The sequence below is a fragment of the Sphingomonas longa genome (assembly GCF_016892685.1).
Lineage (GTDB): Bacteria > Pseudomonadota > Alphaproteobacteria > Sphingomonadales > Sphingomonadaceae > Sphingomonas > Sphingomonas longa.
Window position 1 is genome coordinate 754,540 of the sequence record NZ_JAFEMC010000001.1, and the last position, 19,671, is coordinate 774,210.

The following is a 19,671-nucleotide window of genomic DNA, read 5'->3' on the forward strand; positions in this document are numbered from 1 at the left end:
ATCTTAACCACGGACGGCGACAAGGGCGACGCAAGTCACCCGAGGATGTCCCGCCCGTGCGCCTGTTCTTTCCCCCCGCCTCGCCACGTTCCGATCTGGCCTCCCTTCTCGGCCAGTCCCGCGCCGCCTTCGTCGGCATCGCGCTGCTGAGTGCGGTATTGAACGTCCTGCTGCTCGGCGGGTCGATCTACATGATGCTGGTCTACGATATGGTCCTGCCCGGCCGCAGCGTACCGACCCTGGCCGGCCTGTTCGCGATGGTGACCGCGGTCTACGTGTTTCAGGCGCTGCTCGACCACATCCGGTCGAAGCTGCTGCTGAACGTCTCCACCAGTGTCGACGTCAGCCTGTCGCGCCGCGTTCACCGGCTGATCGGCGAGATCGCCCGCACCCGCGGCGGCGACGCGCTCCAGCCGATGCGCGACCTCGACACGGTGCGCGGCTTCCTGTCGGGCGGCGGGCCGACCGCGATCATCGACCTGCCGTGGATGTTCTTCTTCATCGCCGTGCTGTTCATCCTGCACCCGCTGATCGGTGCGACGGTGCTGGTGGGCGGCCTCGTCCTCGTGACGCTGACCGTCCTGACAGACCGCCTGTCCGCCGCCCCGATGGAGCGGGTCACTGCCACCGCATCGCAGCGCCACCTCGCCGCAGAGGGATCGCGCCGTCACGCCGAAGTGCTGCGCGCGCTGGGCATGGAGGGCCGCGTCGGCGAGGGTTTCGCGCAGATCAGCCGTCAGCACCTCGCCGCCAACGACCGGCTCAGCAGCGTCGCGGGAACGCTGGGCGGCATCAGCAAGGTGTTCCGCCTGCTCCTGCAATCGACGGTGCTGACGGTCGGTGCGCTGCTCGTCATGGACGGCCGCGCCAGCGGCGGCGTGATCTTCGCCAGTTCGATCCTGTCGTCGCGCGCGCTCGCCCCGGTCGAGATGGCCATCGCCAACTGGCGCGGCTTCATCGCTGCACGGGGGAGCTGGCGCCGCCTCAAGGCGCTGATGAACGCCCTCCCGCGCGAAGCACCGCACCACACCCTCCCCGCGCCCGTCGCCTCCCTGTCGGTCGAGGGACTGTCGGTCTGTCCGCCGGGCACGGATCGCATGACGGTGCGCGACGTGAGCTTCCGGGCCGAAGCCGGCGAGGCGATCGCCGTGCTCGGACCCAGCGGCTGCGGCAAATCGACGCTCGTCCGCGCGCTCGTCGGCGTCACCCAGCCCGCGGCCGGCGCGGTGCGGCTGGACGGTGCGACGCTCGACCAATGGTGTGCCGACGATCTCGGTCGCCACATCGGCTATCTGCCGCAGAACGTCGAATTGCTGGGCGGCACCGTCGCCGCCAACATCTCCCGCTTCGAACCGGAGGCTTCGTCGGACGCGATCGTCACGGCCGCGACGCTCGCGGGAGTCCACCAGCTCGTGCTGCAACTGCCGGACGGGTATAACAGCCCGGTCGGTCAGGACGGCAGTGCGCTCTCCGCCGGCCAGCGTCAGCGCATCGCGCTGGCACGCGCGCTCTACGGCGACCCGTTCCTGATCGTGCTGGACGAACCCAACTCCAATCTGGACGAAGCGGGCGAGAAGGCGCTGGCCGACGCGGTACGTGCCGCCACCGCGCGCGGCGCGATCGTCGTGCTGGTCGCGCACCGCGCCTCGATCCTCGATGCCGTCCACAAGGTGCTGTTAATGCAGGACGGCGAAGTGCGTGCGTTCGGACCGAGGGAGGCGATCGTACCCGACCGTCGTCGTCCGCTGCGAATGCCCGAACGCATCGGCCAGACCGCGCCGGCGCTGGCGGTCGACGCCTGACACCACTCGCGCGAACGAAGAAGGGCCACCGTCCGATACTCCGGACGGTGGCCCACTTACGCTGTACAGTTACGCTGACTGGTACGCTTTACTGGGTACGCGGTACTGAACTGTGGATCAGAGAACGAAGTCGCCCGCGCTGAGCGAGGTCACGCCGACGACGTGGATCTTGACGTCGGCGACACCGTCGCCGTTGGTGTCGCCCAGGATATAGCTGTCCCGGCCGACTACTTCATAGCGGAGCTCGCCGGCGACACGGTGGAACTCGCTGGTGCCGATGAATTTGAAGGCGTCGTCCGCCGTGGTGCGGGTATTGGCGTCGACGGCACCCAGGTGAATCTTGTCCCTCTGCGCGGACGAGAAATTGAAGATGTGATCGACCGACTGGTTGACGCCGGCAGCGAAATCGGCCGAGCGATAGACGAATGTCTCCTGACCGTTGCCGGCATAGATCGTGTCCGATCCGGCGCCGCCTTCATAAGTATTGCTGCCTGTGCCGCCACGCAGGATGTCGTTCCCGGCGCCGCCATAGAGCAGGTCGTTACCGTCATCGCCCCAAAGGATGTCGTCGCCGGCGTCGCCGCGCAGCGTGTCGTTGCCCAGGCCGCCATGCAGCTCGTCGTGACCGCCGCCGCCCATCAGGATGTCGTTGCCACCCTCGCCGTACAGGACGTTGTCGCCGTCCGACCCGCTCATCGTGTTGGCCAGCTCGTTACCGTGCACGGTCAGTCCACTGGCGGCGAGCCGCACGTTCTCGACATTGGAGCCCATCGTATAGTCGATCGAAGTGACGACGGTGTCGGTACCGCCATTGGCACTCTCGACCACGACGTCGTTGACGGTCTTGACGACATAGGTGTCGTCGCCCGTACCGCCGATCATCGTCGTCTTGCCGGCGGCATTGCCGGTGAAGGTGTCGTTGCCCGCTCCCCCGGTGAGGCGATAATCGCCGATCGCGCCCGCCGTCATGCGATCCGCACCCGCCGTTCCGTTCATGACGGTTTCCGTGAAGATCAGGTTCGCGCGTCCATTGGTGCCCGGCACATCGACGTAGCCGCGCAGGCCGACCCGATCGAAGATCACATCGTCGAGCCGGTTGGCGAGGTTCGGCAAATTGGCATTCGTCTTCAACCACGCCGTCACCGAAGCCGCAGCGGCTGCCGTGGCGGTGTTCATGATGACGTTTCCGACCTTCGTCACCTGCGAATTGTTGTAGACGTAATCGGACGCGACGTTGTTCGTGACGCGCGCATTGGTCGTCGCGAGGACGCCGATCCAGCTCGGCTGCCCGTCGACCGCGACGACGGTGTTGTCCGAAATGGTGACATCCTTGCCGCCGTCGATGTAGATGCCGTTATACGCCGCGCCGATGACGGTGTTGCCGGAGATGGTGACGCGCTCGAACGGCAACGTGCCGTACGGGTCGCGCATGAAGATGCCCTGGACGATATCGCCGGTGCCCCGGTCGAAGACGTTGCCGGTGATCGTGACGTCCGTCGTCGTCGTCTTCGTGTTCGTCGTCCAGACCTGGATCGCATCCGGGTGAATGTCGCCTGTGTGATCGAAGTTGGTGAAGTAATTGTCCTTGATCGTCAGGTTCGACGTACCACCGCCCGCGATGCCGTTGTCGCGAATGCCCGTGAAGCTGTTGCCGGAAAACGTGACCCGGTTGCTGTCGATGTGGCTTAGCGCGTCCGACAGCTGCTCGAACTTCGAATTGGTAACGGTGACGTTGGTGCTGTTGCGCACCAGCAGCGCGCGAACATCATCCGCTGCGTTGTCGTTCAGCGTGCCGTGAACATACAGCTTGTCCAGCGTGATGTTGCTGGAATTCAGGACCTGATAGCCCATGTCGGCTTTCTTGACGCTGGCATCGAGTTCCACGCCCGACAGCGTCAGCCCCTTGCTGTTGTTGATCTTCAGGTCGGCGAACACGGCCGGCTTGTTGGCGTTCAGCGACGCGATCGTGACATTGCCGTTGATCTGGATGTTGTTCAGATTGACCGAAGCATAGACACCGGGCTGCAGATAGACGGTGTCGCCCGACTTGGCCGCCTTCAGGATATTGAGCAGGCCAGCGGTGTCCTTGACGATGTAGCTCGCGCCGGTCGTCAGGTCATCGGTCGAGAACCCTGCATCGAACTTCGAGAACGCACTGGTAGCACTGACAGCCATGTATCTAACTCCGGGTGGGATCGTGAACCGGAAGCGATCGAGGGAAATCGCCGCCTTCCTTGCACCGGTATTAGGCATTGAAACCTTTCACCGTCGCTGCCGCGTTCGGTTAAGCCCGGAGTCACCTTGAAATCACGGCAAAAAGCCTGGAAATCCGTGCCTCCCGGCTCAACTATGGTGAATGCTCCGGTAATCCGGGACCCCATGATCGTTACCGAGGCGGTAAGGTTCGATCCTCCGAAACCGACCGTTCGAGCCCGCAACGCAAAAACCCCGCCAGCGTCCAGCTGGCGGGGCTCCGACGACCCGAAGACTATCGCGCGCGGTCAGACGATCCGCGTCGCTCCCGCGAGCGCTTTCGCGCGCTCGGTGCCGACCAGCGCGACGCGGCCGTTGTTCGGCGTCCCCTTCATCATCGCCGCGACGAAGGCGTTCAGACGAGCCCAATCCGCCTGCTCACCCTCACGCACCATCGACACCCGGACGAGAACACCGTCCGCGACATAGCCGTCCATCGCCGCCGCCAGACGGTCGCGCCGCTGCTCGCCGGCGGTCGTCGGCAGATACTCGCCCAGCCGCGTCCAGTAGAGCATGTCCTCCACGCGCCCGCCGGCCCTTGCGGTCAGCTCGACGCTGGGGACGGTGATCCCCGGCGCCAGCGCCACCGGGTCGAAGCGATGTTCCGTGATCGCGAAACCGACGGCCTGATAACACACCTCCGGCCGATGCAACTGCAACAGGTCGCTCTGCGAGTCGCCGTGGGCGATCAGCAGCATGATCGGCGCTCCACCATCCGTATTGCGGTACGTCCGCGCGACGGTCTCGTTGTACAGCGTGTCGGCGAGGCTGCCCGGAACCTTGGGCAGGACGATGTCGCCACCGCCCTCTGCCGCCCAGCCCGCGAACTTTGTGGGCACCATCGTCGTGATCTTGCGACCACCCGCCAGCGACAGAAGCCGCCGCGGCCGCAGCGTCTCCGCTCCTGCCAGAGCGGCGACGCAGCCCAGCCCGAACACCACGTCCCGCCGCCTCATGCCACGACCTCCGCCCGCGCGACGCGTCGACGCGCGAGCAGCTTCTGAAGCGCAGCATCCAGCGCGAACACCAGCAGCAGCGCGAGCACGAACAGCATCATGCCCGCGGTCACGTGCAGGAACCCCTGCGCCACGGCGTCACCGTAATAATAGGTCAGCAGCACCAGCACCGTCACGCGCACCATGTTCACGACGATCGCGATCGGCAGGATGAACGCCACCAGCAACAGGGCGTAGCGCCACGATGCCCGGTGCATGAGGTAGATGTACAGGAGCGTGATCGCGGTCAGGCCGATGATCGAATTCATCCCCGAACAGGCATCCTCGACCAACAATTGATACTGCGCGACCGTCATCGTCACGCCCTCGCGGGAGATCGGATAGCCGAGCCCGTGCAGGGCGTTGGTGACGACGTACGAGATGAACATCCGCAGCGGCGACGTGATCTTGTCGATCAGCCAACCCGGCGGCGGAACAAGGAAGGCGAGGTAGAACAGCGGAAACCAGTTCGCCGCCATCGCCCGCCACCCGACCAGCAACAACGCCGCCGCCAGCAGCGCCGCATAGACCGCCAGCGTCTCCAGACTGATGAAGTCGTAGGCGCGGCCGAACACGTACAGCAACAACGCCGGCACCATGATCGCCGCCACCTGCCAGGTCGGGCCAGGACGGCTCAACGCGCCGATGTCCTGCCGCTGCGTCGCCAGCAGCCAGATGCCGGTGGCGAGCACGATCGGGCCGTGCGCCCCGATCTCCATCGTCCAGACCTGCTGGCCCAGCGTCACGATCGTCGGGATCGCCATGATGGCGAACCCGACGATCAACGGCCAGTGATCGAGCCAGCGACGATACCGGTCGCCGGAGAAAGGAAGCGCGGAGGTCGCCAAATCTTCGTGTCCTGTGTTGTGCCGGTCGAAGCCGTCAGGCCATCGTCAGCACGGAGCCGATGATGATCGAGCCATCGGCGGCCAGTTCTTCGGACAACACCTTCACATCGGACACGAACGACTTGTTCCGTCCGACGACCAGCAGCGAATACCCGACCACCGTGGCGATGCGCCGCGAATCCGCTGACGCGTTCGACGGCGGCGTGTCGACGATCGTCACGTCGAACTCGCGCAGACAGGTATCGATCAGCTCGTTGAACCGTGGCGAGGACAAGAGATCCTGCGGCCGGTCGGAGCGTCCGCCGGCATACATGACCGACAGGTTCGGCATCGCATCGAACTGGATCGCATCGCCGAACTTTACCGTTTCGCTCGCCAGGCACTGCGCCAGACCCGGCACTTCGCGAGACGGGCGGATCAGCGTATGGACGGCCGGACGGCGCAGATCGGCGTCGATCAGCAACGTCTTCAACCCGCCCTCGGCGAGGGCGACCGCCAGATTCGCCGCGAGCGACGTACACCCCACATCGGGCGTCGGGCTGCACAATGCCAGCGAACGGCGACCGACGGCCAGATGCTGCGCCATGACGTGCGTGCGCAACGCGCCGATGGATTCCGCCCGCTCGCTGCCCGGATCGTTGAGGACCACGAGGTCCTCTCCGGGCGTGAACGTCACCTCCGTGGAGGTGGCGGACTTCGCCAGCGTGTCGGCGGGCTTTTCAGTGGTGACTACGGTGCTCATGCCATCTCCGGAGAACGAAGGCGAAGGCGCTGCATCAGCGACGGCTTGGACGTCTTGTCCTGCTCGCCCTGACCGCCGACCACGATGATGACCGGCGCACCGGTCGCGGCGAGATCCTCGACACCGCGAACGCGGCGGCTCAGCATCTCGGTGATGATCGCCGACAGCACGCCGAGCGCCAGCCCGAACAGGAACGAACCCACCAGGATCAACGGCACGTTCGGGAAGCTCGGGCTTTCCGGCGTCACCGCGCTGCCCAGCAACGTCAGGCCGGAGTCATTCGACTCCGCCTGCTGACGCAGGTCGGCGGCGCGTGCTGCCGTCTTCACATACTGGTCTCGCAATACGGCGACATCGGCACCGAGACGACGAGCCTCCTCGACCTTGTTGCGCTGCCCGATCACCTTGCTCGTCTGTGCGGCGACCTGACCGGCGATCGACGGCCCCGTGTTGATCGTCGGCGCGGCCGTCCGCTCCTGCGCGACGGTTTGTGCCAGCGCGGTACGCTGACGCTTCATGTCCTGGATCGTCGGGTGGTTCGGCCCCAGGGCCTGCGACTCCGACACGATCCGTGCGTCAAGCTGCGCCAGCGCCGCAGCGTTGGCGGACGGCGGCGGTGCGGCGGCCGGGGTGACCAGCGGTACCGTACCCGCCGAGCTGGCCAGCGCCTTCAGACGATTGCTCTCGGTGTCGGTGTTGTCATCCTGGATGACGACGTTGTTCGCCTTCTCGAACGCGGTCTTGCGCGCCTCGGCGGTGGTCAACTGACCACGCAGCTTGACCAGCTGCGTGTCGAACCAGTTGGCGGTGCCGCCCGCGGACTCGCGCTTGAACGCGACGCTCTGGTCGACATAGGCGGCGCGGACCGCATCGGCGACCGCGGCGGCGCTCTGCGGATCGTTACCAGTGTAGGTGATCTCGAGGATATTGCTCCCCTCGACCGGGGTCACCTTCGTGTTGGTCGAGATGATCTGGCCCAGCCAGCGCCGGAAATCCATGCTCCGGTCCGGCACCGCCGCGTTGTAGCTGGCGAGCAGCTGCGGCGAGTTGGTCCAGCCCAGGCTGTCGACCACCGCGCCGGTGACGCGGTCGTCGCGGATCAGTTCGGCCTGCGTCGACATGTAGGTACGCGCGAAGTTGCTGGCGATCACCTGACCCGTAACCGGATCGGGCTTCAACAATTCCAGCATGACGCGCGACTTGGCTTCGTAGCGGGTCGGCAGCAGCTGGATCGTCAGCAGCGCGGCGAGGAAGCACCCCGCCGTCGCGGCAAGGATGATCCAGCGGCGCGCCCACAGGATGCGACAGAATTGCAGGAAACTCATGGACTGGAACTCCGATGCTTCGACGCCACCTGTGGGTGGAAGATATTAGAACAGACGCTCGCCGACCACGACGACATCGCCCGGGGTGATCGGGGCGTTCAGGTCGACCTTCTTCATCTCTTGCCCGTCGCGGAAGACCTTCACGCGCTTCTCAGAGCCCGACGGCGTCAGTCCGCCGCCACGCGCCAGCGCCTTGCGCAGGCTCATGTCGGTGTCGACCTTGTAGACGCCGGGTGCCGCCACCTGACCGTAGATGTAGAAGGTCTCGGCCGACGCCAGGAACAGCTTGTCGCCCGGATTGACGTAGGGATCTTCCTTCTCGCCGCCGGTCGCCAGCGCGACGATCGGCAGTTTCAGTTCTTCGCCGGTCGCGCGCCGCAGCGTCAGGTCGTCCGCCGCGCTGGGCTTGGCACCGCCGACGCGCGCCAGGATTTCCGAAACGCGATAGGCGCGATCGATTGGCACCAGTCCGGGACTGCCCACTTCGCCCAGCACCGTCACGTACCGGCTGGAATAGGACGCGATCTCGACGCTGATAACCGGCTTCTCGTAATAACCGCCCGCCTTCAACGCCTTCACGATGTCAGCGGAGAGTTGCAGCGTGGTCTTGCCGGTTGCGGTCAGCGACCCGATCAGCGGCAGTGCCACCGTACCGTCCGTCTGCACGCGAACGCGGGCCTTGTAATCCTCACGCCCGACGACATTGACTTCGATCACATCGCCCGTGCCGAGGATGTAGCCGGTGTCGCCGGTCGGCTTGGCCGCGGGCGCCGTCGCGGCGGTGGGCGGAGTCGACGCGGTCGGTCGGACCGGCGCGGACTGCGCCGTCGCGACTGCCGGCATCGAGAGCGCCAGGATGGCTGCGGTGCCGGCCGAGCCGGCCAACGTGTTCCAGAATTGCGTCAACATCGAACGCCCTGTTCCTCTTATGGAATAGTATCAAAAGGTCGTCGCGATCCCCGTCACGACCCGTGTGCTCTTGTAGTCGAAGACCGTTCCGTTCGCCTGCCGCGACTCGCGCGTCGCCGCCAGCGTCAGGTTGATCTTGCGCAACAGACGATATCGACCGCCGATCGTGACGCTACGGGTCTTGTCATTAACAAGCGATGGACCCAGCACCAGAAAGCCGCCGCGATAATTGCGGTCGCGGGCGAAGAGATTCAGGTTCAGGCCCGCCCGGTCGGACAGAGCGTAATCGGCATTGAAGGAATAGAATTCCTCGACCGAATAATTCGCGTCGACGCGGTTCGACGGTTGTACCGCGCGCGACAGATCGAACGTCCACAACAGGCTCGTCCCGACCTTCTGCATGATCTGGCCGCGATAGGTGATGCCGGAGAAGTCGTTGACGCTCCGCTGCGAGTCCGTGGACGTGTAGCTGACCTCGACCAGTCCCGACAGGCGCGATCCGATCGACCGTTCGAACCGGACGCCGCCACCCTTGCTCTTGAACCCGTCGCTACCCGCCAGACCGACCAGCGTCGAGCGGTTCGGGAAGGAGGTCGTCGAATAGCTGCCGAACAAGGTCAGCAGGCCGAAGGTCGGTCGCGAATAGGCGAGGCCCGCCTGCGCGGATGTGGAATTATAGTCGGAGATGCGACGGACGCCGGCGCTGTTGTCGACCCACGTCTGCTGAACGGACGCCGTCGGCTTGATCCCGATCGCGCCGCCGCACGAGGCGCTCAGCCCGATCGTTTTGATGTCTTCCTGATTGCGGACGCGCGAGGAGATGTTGCCACCCGGATCGGTGATGAAGAACAGGTCCCCCAGGTCGCTCTGGCGTCGTGCATAGTTGGCGGTGAAGGCGCCGTTGCAACGCGACAGCTGAAACCCCGCCGCCCCGTCCAGGCTGACCCGCTCGCTGTTGAGGCGCGTGTTGTTCTGGTAGAAGTCATATCCGACCAGACCGACCAGCGACAGCGACTGGCGGCCGAGCGGCAACAGCGCGTCGATCGTCAGCGAGGGTGTGTAGCGCATGTCATCCTTGGACAGGCCACGCCGTTCGCGCAGTTCGGCGCTGGTACGCGAAACGTTCGAATCGTACGTGGCCGTGGCGCGCACGCCGGCGGTGAAATGCCGCTCCGGCGCCGCCGTCTGCGCATGGGCCGCCGTAGCGCCCAACATGGCGCTCACGATAATGGTCGTCCGGCCCGTCTTCATCATTCGCCCGCCCCCGGCTGTCTGTCGTCGTCCGCCTCCGCCCTCCCGAGGCGAAGCGCGGGGCGCGGGCCCGTCGCCGGACCCGCACCATCTTCGTTACTTGGTGGCCGCCGGAGCCGCGCCGCCCTTGGGCGCTCCGGCTGTGCCGGGTGCACCGGCCGGCGGGCCGTAATCGGCGTTGTACTTGACCGTGGAAGCGCCCTGCGCCGCGATCTGCTGCATCTGGCTGCGGACCATCTCCGCCGTCTTGCGCTGGCGCAGCATCTGCTGCGCAACCGCGACGGCACGATCGCCGGTGAACGGATCAGTGCGCGCTTCGCGGACCTGATTGATCAGGACACCGCCCTGATTCGGAACGACGAAGACTTCGCCGGCCGGCAGGGCGGAGATCTTCTTCACCATCTCCGGATCGCTGGTCGCGCCGTCGATCGCGCCGACCGCGCGCTGATGCGGCACACCGCGCTGGGTCAGCAAATTCTCGACCTGATCGAGCGTCTTCAGCGGCTGCATCTCGCGCAACACCGCCTGCGGAACGCCCGGCGCGACGACCTGATCGACAACGAACAGCTTGCGCTGGGCGAAGCTGTCCGGGTGATCGGACACGTAACGCTCGGCTTCCTGCTTGCTCGGCTGCGGCACCGCGGCGGCCAGCTTGCGCTCCAGTGCGGAGATCGCGACCAGCTCGTCGGCCTTGGCCTTCTGCATCGCGAATTCGGGCGCCTGATCCAGCTTCTGGTCGGCCGCCGCCTTCGCGAGGAGCTTGCGATTGACGATCGACTGAAGCGCGCGCCGCTCCAGTTCCTTCTGCGCTCCGGGATTGGGAGCCTTCGCGCCGCCCAGTTCCATGCGCAGCTCGTTGGCCGTGATCTCCTGACCGTCGACGGTCGCGACCACCTGGCCGGTCGGCGTTCCGCCGCCACCGCCGCATGCCGACAGCATCGCGGCCAAACCGGCCACGGCGATCAACCCTCCAGAACGCATGCTTTGTCCCTCCACCCCAATATCGATCGCCGCGACTAGCGCAGATAGCCGCACAAGAGAAGCGGGCGGGCGCCATTAACGCTCTTTGTCCTGTCGGGCGTGGCGCAGCGGCCACGACTGTCCCGTATTCGCACGATAATCGTCGCTTGCGTCACGTCGTGCCTATCGGCGGAGCGACATCGTGTCGAACGAACCGCTGGTTATCAGCTTCTTAAACATGGTTGCGTAGGGATTTCGGCAACGCCCTCCCCCTCGCGAGCCAACCCGATGAACCCTTCCGCCGCCCCCGGCTCCAGCCTTCGCGCGATGCTCGGCCGGTCGCGCCGCGCCGGTGCCGCCGTCGCCGCGCTGACGTTCGGCCTCACCCTGCTCCCGGTCGCCGCCGCCTTGTACCTGATGATGCTGTTCGACGTCGCGCTCGCCAGCCGCAGCGGTGCGACGATCGGCGGCATAGTCGCGATGATGCTGGGCGGGATCGGCCTGGCGGTCGGTATGGCGCGACTGCGGACCCGGCTGCTCGCCCGCATCGGCGCGAACCTCTTCGTCCGGGCCGAGGAGCAGCTGGCGCGCGCGATGACCCAGGCCGCGGACCCCCGCACCGCCCGCCGCGCGATCACCGCACTGAACCAGCTCCAGACCATCCGGGCCTTCATCGCCGGTCGGGGTGTCGTCGCCTTCCTCGATCTCGCCGTCCTGCCCGTCGCGCTGCCGGTGCTGCTGTGCCTCGGCGTCTGGCTGGCGGTCGCGTGGCTGATCGCGGCGAGCGTCATGACGGCGCTGCTCGTCCGCGCCACGACCGCAGCGCGGACCGCGCACGCCGCGCGCGAGGACGCTGCGACCGAATCGGTGCTCGACGTCGGCGACCCCGTCCTGCTGCGCGCGCTCGGCATGCACGATCATGCCGCCGCCGCCCGCCGCCGCGCCGGTCAGCGTACCGCCGCACTCGCCCAGCGCGTCGACCTCGCCGCAGGCCGTCGTCACATCACGGGTGCGATGCTCGCGCTGCTCGGCTGGGTCGTCGCGATCGCAGTCGGCAGCGTCATGGCGATCTACGATGCGGCCAGCGTCGGGGCGATCGCCGCCGCCGCGTTCGTCACGCAACGCTCGCTCGTCGCCCTCGCCGGGGCGATGACGACGGTCGATTCACTTGCCGAGACGCGTGCCACATGGCGCCACGTCGATTCGCTGCTGGCTGCCCTGCCGCATCCCGCAGCCCGCCTGCCGCTCCCCGCGCCGACCCGGTCGCTGACGGTCGACACGCTGTCGCTCGTCGTACAGGAGACGCGCCGGGTGATCCTGCGCGAGATCGGCTTCGACCTGTCCGCCGGCGACGTGCTCGTCGTCGCCGGACCGATGGCGGCCGGCAAGTCGGCGTTGCTGCGGGCGCTGGTCGGCGGCTGGACGCCCACAGTCGGCAAGATCCGCCTCGACGGCGGCACGCTCGACCAATGGGAGGCCAGCGCCCTCGCCCACCACATCGGCTACCTCCCGCAATCGGCCGAGCTGTACGAGGGCACCGTCGCGCAGAACATCGCCGCATTCGATCCCGCCGCCGACCCCGCCGCCGTGCTCGCCGCCGCCCGCGCCGCCGGCATCCACGACATGATCGTCCGTCTGCCGCGCGGCTACGACACAATCGTCGGCCCGTTCGACGGCGACCTCTCCGCCGGCGAGCGTCAGCGGATCGCACTCGCCCGCGCCCTGCACGGCGATCCGTTCGTCGTCGTCCTGGACGATCCCGCTGCCCACGCGGATGCGGAAAGCCACGCCGCCCTCGCCGCCGCAATCCGCGGCGTCCGTGCGCGCGGCGGTATCGTCGTCGCGGTCGGCCATGCCGCCGCTATGATCGACGAGGCCAATCTGCTGCTGCTGCTGCGCGCCGGCCGGATGCAGGATTTTGGCCCCAAGGACGAGGTGCGCCGCCGCCTTGCCGAGGCCCGCGCCGCCAATCGTCAGCGTCAGCAGACCCCCGAACTCGCCACGGCGAAGGAGTAAACGCCCGTGTCCTATCAATACCCAGTCCCTTTCGTCGCCGAGCGCGAACTGTCGCTGTTCGACGATCCGCAGGCCGATGTCGGCCGCACCGTGCGCTTCGGCATGGCGGCGGTGGGCGTCCTCGCCGCCGGCCTCGTCGCCGCGGCTGCCTTCGTGCCGATCACCGGCGCCGTGATGGGCTATGGCGAAGTCTCCGTCGCGTCGAAGGTCAAGAAGATCGCGCATCCGACCGGCGGCGTCATCGCGCAGGTGTTCGTCCACGACGGCGACCGGGTGAAGCGCGGCCAGCCATTGATGCGCCTCGACACGACCGTTGCCGGCGTCAGCGCCAGCACTTCGGCGCAGACCTATGACCAGTTGCTCGCCGCCCGTGCGCGGCTGACCGCGGAGCGCGACGGCCTGTCGTCGATCGTCTATCCCGCCGAACTCACCGCCAGCACCGCGGCCGACGCGCAAGCGGCGATGGTCGAGGAAACCCGCCTCTTCCGCCTCCGCCAACAGGCGCGCGCCGGTCAGCAGGCGCAATTTGTGGAGCGCGTGCGTCAGGCGAACGAACAGATCGCCGGGCTGCAGGCGCAGGTCGCTGCCTCCCACCGCCAGTCGGCGCTGATCGAGCCGGAGCGCGAGGGCGTCCGCGCCCTGTACGCCAAGAACCTCGTGACCGTCGCGCGTATGAACCAGCTCGAGCGTACCGCGGTCGAACTCGACGGCGGCGCCGCCTCGCTCCGCGCCCAGATCGCCCAGATCAGGGCGCACATCGCCGAACTGCGTCAGGCGTCGATCCAGCTCAGCCAGGACGCCCGCAGTCAGGCCGCGACCGAGCTGGCCGATGTCGTCACCAAGCTGGGCGACCAGCAGGTGCGCCACGTGTCCGCCAGCGATACGTTCGATCGTTCGATCCTGCGCGCGCCGAGCGACGGCGTGGTCAGCGACCTCGGCTACAGCACGATCGGCGGCGTCGTTCCGGCGGCGCAGACGATCGTCTCGATCGTCCCCGACGCCGACCGCATGGTCATCGAGGCGAAGGTCAGCCCCGCGGACATCGACCAGCTCCATATCGGCCAGCACGCGACGCTGCGTTTCACCGCGTTCAACCAGCAGACGACGCCGCAACTCGACGGCGTGCTACGCCGCGTCGCCGCCGAGCGCACCACCGACGAACGCACCGGCAGCGCCTTCTACAAGGTCGAACTCGCGATCGCGCCGGGCCAGTTGCAGCGCCTCGGCAGCCTCAAGCTCGTCCCCGGCATGCCCGTCGACGCGTTCGTCCAGACCGGCGACCGCTCACTCCTGTCCTACATCACCAAACCCCTTCGCGATCAGCTCAGCCGCGCCTTCCGCGAGAACTGATCCGCTTCGACCGGACCCGCGACGGCCGTCGGACCCCGGTTCGGCGGCCGTTTGCGCGACGTATGTTCGCCGGGACTCAAACACCGTTGAACGATACGCTCCAGACCCCGGAACAAGTCGGTGCCGCCCCCTTCCGACATGGAGCGATCACGTGTCCCTGCGAAAGCGAGGACCCAGTCCTGGGCTCCCGCCTTCGCGGGAGCACATGGAATGCCGGGAAAGCCCCGCCCCAAACGAACGCGATCGGTATCGAACAGTCAGGGGTGAGATGCGGTGAGATGAAGTCTGCCAAAAAACCCCACGACCCAGGTGCCGGCGCAACAAGACGGGCGTTGCCCCGTTCGGACCCCGCTCTGCCGACATTCGACACCATGACGCCGGACGCAAACCGCGACACCGCTCCGGCCGGCTTCGGCAAGCCTAGGCCGAGCGGCAGGGGTGGATGACCATCAAGCCAGATGCCCCAGCCCCCTGCCCAAGCGGATGCGCATCCCCGTGCTACACGCAGAGATCATGTGTCCCCGCGAAGGCGGGGACCCAGTACTGGGCTCCCGCCTCCGCGGGAGCACACAGGATGCCGGGCAAGCCCCGGCCCCAATCGAACGCGATCAGTATCGAACAGGTCAGGCGCGAGAACTGGTGAGATGAAGCCTGCGGGGAAAACCCGACGAGTCAGAATTCCAGCACGGCAGGAGGGGTATCACCCACTTGGAACCGCACGAAACACGCAGCAGCGATCACCGCAAGGATCGAGCACGCCGGATAACGGGATCGACCATCCCCTTCCGCTCAGAACGCGTTCCGATGCACCACGACCTTGGCCGTCGACAACAGGATGCCAATGTCCCGCCAGAGCGTCCAGCGCTCGAAGTATTCGAGGTCCGACTGCAACCGGTTGATCAGGTCGTCCCGCTTCAACGTCGCACCGCGGTGGCCCCGCACCTGCGCCAGTCCGGTGATGCCGGGCTTCAGCGCATGCCGGTGCCAGTACCGCTGATCGACATCCCAGAATAATTCCAGCCCGGCGAGCGAGCCCAATGCGTGCGGGCGCGGTCCGACCAGGCTCATGTCGCTGCGCAGGACGTTGATCAACTGCGGCAGTTCGTCGAGGCTGGTCGCGCGGATGATCCTGCCGACCCGCGTGATCCGCGCGTCGTTGCGCGCCGTCGACGCATCGCCATTCGCGTCGCACGTCTCGGTGCGCATCGACCGAAATTTGTACAGCTCGAACAGACGGTTGCCACGCCCCAGCCGTTGCTGCTTGAAAAGCACCGGCCCGGAACTGTCGAGCTTGATCGCCAGGGCGATCGCCAGCAGCACCGGCGTCAGCACGACGATCGCCGGCACCGTCAGCACCAGATCCATCGTCCGCTTCATGAAACGGTCGCGCAGGTTCATCACGCCGGTCGACACCTGCATCGTCGGATGACCGTGGAACCGTCCGAGCCGCGTCGCACCCATCTGATCGAATTCCGGCGCCATCACGTGCGCCGGTACATCCGTGCCCTTCAGCAGATGCGCCCACTGGGCGCGATCTTCGAGGCGGCAGCAGACGAAGACATAATCCGCGCCGCGGACGATCGAGCCCAGCCGGTTCAGCATCATCGGATCGCGCGGGTCCGGCCGCAGTCCGAACGCATCGGCATCGATCACATGCGCGCCGGGGATCGGATCGATCTCGCAACGGTCGAGGATCACCAGCTCGCTGCGCATCGTCGCAAGCCTGCTCCGCACGCGTCGGTGCAGCAGCCACCGCCCGCCGATCAGGAACATCAGGCTCAGCGCGGATCCGCTGCCGAACACCAGCCGCGACACGACCGAACTCGTCTGAAGGAAAAACGCCACGAACAGGACGAGCGCCAGCGCCTCGAACAGGGCCATGATTGCACGCTGCAACCCGGTGCGCCAGTCGATCAGTGCCTGATTGCCGTACGAACCGTTGTTGAACGCAAAGAACAGGAAGATCGGCGCGGTCATCGTCGCCAGCAGAAAACCGTTGGTGTAGGGGGTCGTGGCGCGGAGCATGCCGCCGATCTCGAAGCCGAGGAAAATTGACATGATATCGGATACCGCCAGCGCTGCATAATAGCGGTAGCGGCGTGCCTGGCGCGACATCATCGACATCGGCGTTTCCGCACTGTCGATGGGCGTCCCTTCTATAGCACGCGACGCGGCGTTCATCGTCTACATACCCCTGCCCACGGCCCACATGGCGAGTCCGGGATGTCCCTGTACGCTCATCCGGGCCTGTCATCGCGGCTCGAATTGGTCATAGCATTAGCAGATCGTGCCAAAGCTGAACAGCGCACACCCCTGCTTATTTTGCAGCGCAGCACGACGCTGCCCCGGCTCGTCGTTGTTATGCGGTCATGCCAGATAGAACCAGGCGGCCGCCGCAGCGATGTATCCGGCCCCGAGTGCCAGATACCCGCCGGCAACCGACAAACGCTGGATCGCTGCCTCGACCCGGTCCGCCCCGGTGTCGGGCGACGGCAGACGGAGGTCGGCCCGCATGCGCCGTTCGATCTCCGCCTGAAGGTCGGCGATCTGTCCGCCGGCATCATATTCGACCGGAACGGCATCGGCCGGTCCCGTGGCGGGCATTGCTCGCGGATCGGGCGCTTGACGCGGTGCCATCATCATCGGTGCCTTCGTAAGGGAAGGCCACGATGACGTGTCAGGGTTGAGCAATCGTTAAGCCGGTACCGTTCCCGCCCTAGGGCAGCGAGAGGACGTCAACCGGCGGCCGGTTCCTGAGGCGTGATCGCCGCAACGAACGGCGCCGGTCCCTCGACCGGTGCGGGCGATTCGACGCAAAGGTTGCGGATCGGCCGGACACCCGCGGGGCTCGTCGCCGTGTGGACGGCGTTGCGAACCGGGGGCACCGTCATCACCGTCCCTGCGGTCAGCACGGCCGGGCAGACGCACAGCATCAGCTTGCCCGCCAGACCGGTGCCAGCCGATTGGGCCGCCGCTTGCGTCGCCAGCGTCGCCGCCATGTCGCCCGCCGCGATCGGCGTGGCGCCGGCCCACAATGCACCGGCGGCGACGACCTGCGGGGCAAGTCCCCGCGCGGTGATGCGCCCGTTGCGCCGATGCCGCAGCCCGGCTCCGAGCAGGCCGAAGCCCAGGATCAGCATCAGCCATACCGACGGTTCCGGCACGGTGCCGACCGGGGGCGTCCCCGGCGGACCGACGGTCGGTTCCGGCGTTGGCGCGACGGTGGGTTCGGGAGTCGGCGCGTCCGTCGGTCCCGGCGTTGGTGCAACGGTCGGCGTCGCGGTCGGGGCCATGGTCGGCTCCGGGGTCGGCACCGCGGTGGGCTCCGGCGTCGGCGTGGGTGTCGGCGGGACGATCACGCCACCACCGCCCCCGCCGGGAGCACCGATCGGGGTGAAGCCGGCCGGCACGATCGGAGTCGCGGTCGCGCCACCCGGCGACCCCAGTCCGACGATCGGCTCATCCGGAATGGGCGACGCGAAGCTCACCAGCGGTACGATCGGCGCGCTGATGATGCCGTTGCCGGGCCCGATAATCGGATCGCAAATGAATTCCCGCGGCGGCATCGATGCACGCACCAGACGTGGCTGTTCGACCGCCCGCTTGGCCGGGCGCGCCACGGCCTTGGGCTTGGGCGCCGTCGCGTGATGGACCGCCCGCTTGGCGGCAGGCACGGTCGCGACCGCCGTCGCCATCAGGGCGGGCGGGCATACGCACAAAGCAGCCTTGGACAAAAGCGACAGGGCCAACCCACATCCTCCCAAACTCGACCATGCGCCGAGCCCTAATATATGTCAAAATCATTCGCTTCACGTTGCAACGCGCCATGGTGCAAAACGACGCAGGAAACTGGTTAGAATCCCGTTCACCAGCCCTGTTCGCAACGTTTTCAACGGTCCGGTTCCATTCGGGATGCGACGGGAAGCCATTCCGTCGGTCGCAACCACGGAACCGCCATGCCGCTGCTGCCGCTCATCGTCGCCCTGCATGCATCCTTCACGTCCGTCCTGCCGCTGGAGCAGCGGATGGCGATCGACGTGCTCGCCGAGCTCAACCGCGCCCGGACCGATCCGGTCCGCTATGCCGAGTCGCTGCGGGCGTATCGCGGCTACTATCGCGACCGGGTGATCGTCAGCCCCGCCACCGCCAACCGCTATCTCACGGTCGAGGGGGTCGCCCCCGTCGATGAGGCTATCGAGTTCGTCGTCCGCCACAACCGCCGCGCGCCGCTCTCCCCCGCCGTCGCGCTCGCTGCCGCCGCCAACGATCACCAGGTCGAACAGCAACGCGACGGCGCCGTGGGGCATGACGGTCCGGACGGCAGCACACCCGGCGACCGCGTCCGGCGGCGCGGCGGCGGCCAGTATGTCGGCGAGGTCATCGCCTACGGCTCCGAAGACGCCGCCGATGTGGTGCGACAACTGGTCGTCGACGACGGCGTAGCCGATCGCGGGCACCGCACGCTGATCTTCGACGGCAGCATCCGCTACGCCGGCGTCTCGTGCGGCGCGCACCCCGTGTACCGCTACATGTGCGTCATTACCGTCGCGCGAACGAAAGACGGCCGCCCCCTATCCGGCTGAGGACGTTTCCCCGGAGCGCCGGATAGTCTAAGCGGCGCGCGAACGCAGCCATCCGGGGGTATGCCGCACCGATGACCGATCCCGTCCAGTTGATCCGCCCGCGTCGCCACGGCGATGCGCGGGGTTGGTTCATGGAAGTGTACAACGAGCGCACCTTCGCGGAAGCCGGCATCGCCTGTCGCTTCGTGCAGGACAACCACTCGCTGTCGGTGCCCGCGTTCACGCTTCGGGGCCTGCACTTCCAGACCCCGCCGCATGCGCAGGACAAGCTGGTGCGCTGCCTGCGCGGGCGCATCTTCGACGTCGCGGTGGACCTGCGCGCAGGCTCGCCGACCTATGGCCGGTGGGTGGGGGCCGAGCTGTCGGCGGAGAACGGCCACCAGCTGTTCGTGCCCGTCGGCTTCGCGCACGGCTTCGTGACGCTGGAGCCCGATACCGAGGTCGCGTATAAATGCTCCGACCTGTACGCGCCCGAGTGCGACGGCGGCATTGCGTGGGACAGCTGCGGCATCGACTGGCCGCTGCCCGCCGGCACGACGCCGGAGCTGTCGGCCAAGGACGCGGCCCAGCCCGCGCTCGCCGCCTTCGACAGCCCCTTTTTCTATGACGGCCGCCCGCTGGCGCCGCTTTCCTGAGG

The 19,671-nt window shown here is 67.0% G+C and carries 16 protein-coding genes; 5 read left to right on the forward strand and 11 right to left on the reverse strand.

Annotated features, from left to right (window positions below; all coding sequences use genetic code 11):
* The first annotated feature begins 56 nt into the window (after nucleotides 1-56).
* Complete coding sequence (locus ILT43_RS03665; RefSeq protein WP_204194784.1) at nucleotides 57-1,802, forward strand: type I secretion system permease/ATPase; 1,746 nt, start codon at nucleotides 57-59, stop codon at nucleotides 1,800-1,802.
* Between the two features lie 117 nt (nucleotides 1,803-1,919).
* Here ILT43_RS03665 and ILT43_RS03670 read toward each other — a convergent pair whose 3' ends face one another.
* The 8 genes from ILT43_RS03670 to ILT43_RS03705 all read right to left on the reverse strand — a co-directional run bounded on the left by ILT43_RS03670 (nucleotide 1,920) and on the right by ILT43_RS03705 (nucleotide 11,082).
* Nucleotides 1,920-3,977: a right-handed parallel beta-helix repeat-containing protein gene (locus ILT43_RS03670; RefSeq protein WP_204194785.1), complete on the reverse strand. Its 2,058-nt coding sequence runs from the start codon at nucleotides 3,975-3,977 to the stop codon at nucleotides 1,920-1,922.
* 326 nt (nucleotides 3,978-4,303) lie between these two features.
* Nucleotides 4,304-5,011, reverse strand: a complete 708-nt coding sequence (epsI, locus tag ILT43_RS03675) for an exosortase-associated protein EpsI, V-type (RefSeq protein WP_204194811.1) — start codon at nucleotides 5,009-5,011, stop codon at nucleotides 4,304-4,306.
* A complete protein-coding gene (gene xrtV, locus ILT43_RS03680) occupies nucleotides 5,008-5,898 on the reverse strand; it encodes an exosortase V (RefSeq protein ID WP_204194845.1) in 891 nt (296 codons plus the stop codon). The genes epsI and xrtV overlap by 4 nt, the downstream gene beginning before the upstream one ends.
* A 34-nt stretch (nucleotides 5,899-5,932) precedes the next feature.
* A complete protein-coding gene (locus ILT43_RS03685) occupies nucleotides 5,933-6,640 on the reverse strand; it encodes a CpsD/CapB family tyrosine-protein kinase (RefSeq protein WP_204194859.1) in 708 nt (235 codons plus the stop codon).
* Nucleotides 6,637-7,965, reverse strand: coding sequence for a Wzz/FepE/Etk N-terminal domain-containing protein (locus ILT43_RS03690; protein ID WP_204194867.1), 1,329 nt, complete (start codon nucleotides 7,963-7,965; stop codon nucleotides 6,637-6,639). The genes ILT43_RS03685 and ILT43_RS03690 overlap by 4 nt, the downstream gene beginning before the upstream one ends.
* 45 nt (nucleotides 7,966-8,010) lie before the next feature.
* Nucleotides 8,011-8,874 carry an SLBB domain-containing protein gene (locus tag ILT43_RS03695; protein ID WP_204194891.1) on the reverse strand — a complete coding sequence of 288 codons (864 nt, stop codon included), beginning with the start codon at nucleotides 8,872-8,874 and terminating at the stop codon, nucleotides 8,011-8,013.
* A 30-nt stretch (nucleotides 8,875-8,904) separates the two neighbouring features.
* Entirely contained in the window at nucleotides 8,905-10,089 is a 1,185-nt protein-coding gene (locus tag ILT43_RS03700; protein ID WP_204194898.1) for an outer membrane beta-barrel protein, read from the reverse strand.
* A gap of 132 nt (nucleotides 10,090-10,221) precedes the next feature.
* The gene (locus ILT43_RS03705) at nucleotides 10,222-11,082 is read right to left on the reverse strand and encodes a peptidyl-prolyl cis-trans isomerase (protein WP_204194906.1); all 861 of its coding nucleotides are present in this window, start codon (nucleotides 11,080-11,082) and stop codon (nucleotides 10,222-10,224) included.
* A gap of 291 nt (nucleotides 11,083-11,373) precedes the next feature.
* Here ILT43_RS03705 and ILT43_RS03710 point away from each other — a divergent pair, with 291 nt between their 5' ends.
* Together ILT43_RS03710 and ILT43_RS03715 are read left to right on the forward strand one after the other, a co-directional pair.
* Nucleotides 11,374-13,101 (forward strand): ATP-binding cassette domain-containing protein, encoded by a 1,728-nt coding sequence (locus ILT43_RS03710; RefSeq protein WP_204194926.1) that lies wholly within the window; start codon nucleotides 11,374-11,376, stop codon nucleotides 13,099-13,101.
* A gap of 6 nt (nucleotides 13,102-13,107) precedes the next feature.
* A complete protein-coding gene (locus tag ILT43_RS03715) occupies nucleotides 13,108-14,451 on the forward strand; it encodes an HlyD family type I secretion periplasmic adaptor subunit (protein WP_204194987.1) in 1,344 nt (447 codons plus the stop codon).
* 789 nt (nucleotides 14,452-15,240) lie between these two features.
* Here ILT43_RS03715 and ILT43_RS19435 read toward each other — a convergent pair.
* The 3 genes from ILT43_RS19435 to ILT43_RS03730 form a co-directional block, all read right to left on the reverse strand.
* Nucleotides 15,241-16,575, reverse strand: coding sequence for a sugar transferase (locus tag ILT43_RS19435; protein WP_239473867.1), 1,335 nt, complete (start codon nucleotides 16,573-16,575; stop codon nucleotides 15,241-15,243).
* A 243-nt stretch (nucleotides 16,576-16,818) separates the two neighbouring features.
* Nucleotides 16,819-17,055: a hypothetical protein gene (locus ILT43_RS03725; RefSeq protein WP_204194991.1), complete on the reverse strand. Its 237-nt coding sequence runs from the start codon at nucleotides 17,053-17,055 to the stop codon at nucleotides 16,819-16,821.
* 131 nt (nucleotides 17,056-17,186) lie between these two features.
* A complete protein-coding gene (locus tag ILT43_RS03730; RefSeq protein ID WP_204195000.1) occupies nucleotides 17,187-18,146 on the reverse strand; it encodes a PEPxxWA-CTERM sorting domain-containing protein in 960 nt (319 codons plus the stop codon).
* Between the two features lie 261 nt (nucleotides 18,147-18,407).
* Here ILT43_RS03730 and ILT43_RS03735 point away from each other — a divergent pair, with 261 nt between their 5' ends.
* The gene (locus ILT43_RS03735) at nucleotides 18,408-19,034 is read left to right on the forward strand and encodes a CAP domain-containing protein (protein ID WP_204195001.1); all 627 of its coding nucleotides are present in this window, start codon (nucleotides 18,408-18,410) and stop codon (nucleotides 19,032-19,034) included.
* Nucleotides 19,035-19,105: 71 nt separating this feature from the next.
* Nucleotides 19,106-19,669 (forward strand): dTDP-4-dehydrorhamnose 3,5-epimerase, encoded by a 564-nt coding sequence (rfbC, locus tag ILT43_RS03740; RefSeq protein WP_204195002.1) that lies wholly within the window; start codon nucleotides 19,106-19,108, stop codon nucleotides 19,667-19,669.
* The last annotated feature ends 2 nt before the right edge of the window (nucleotides 19,670-19,671 follow it).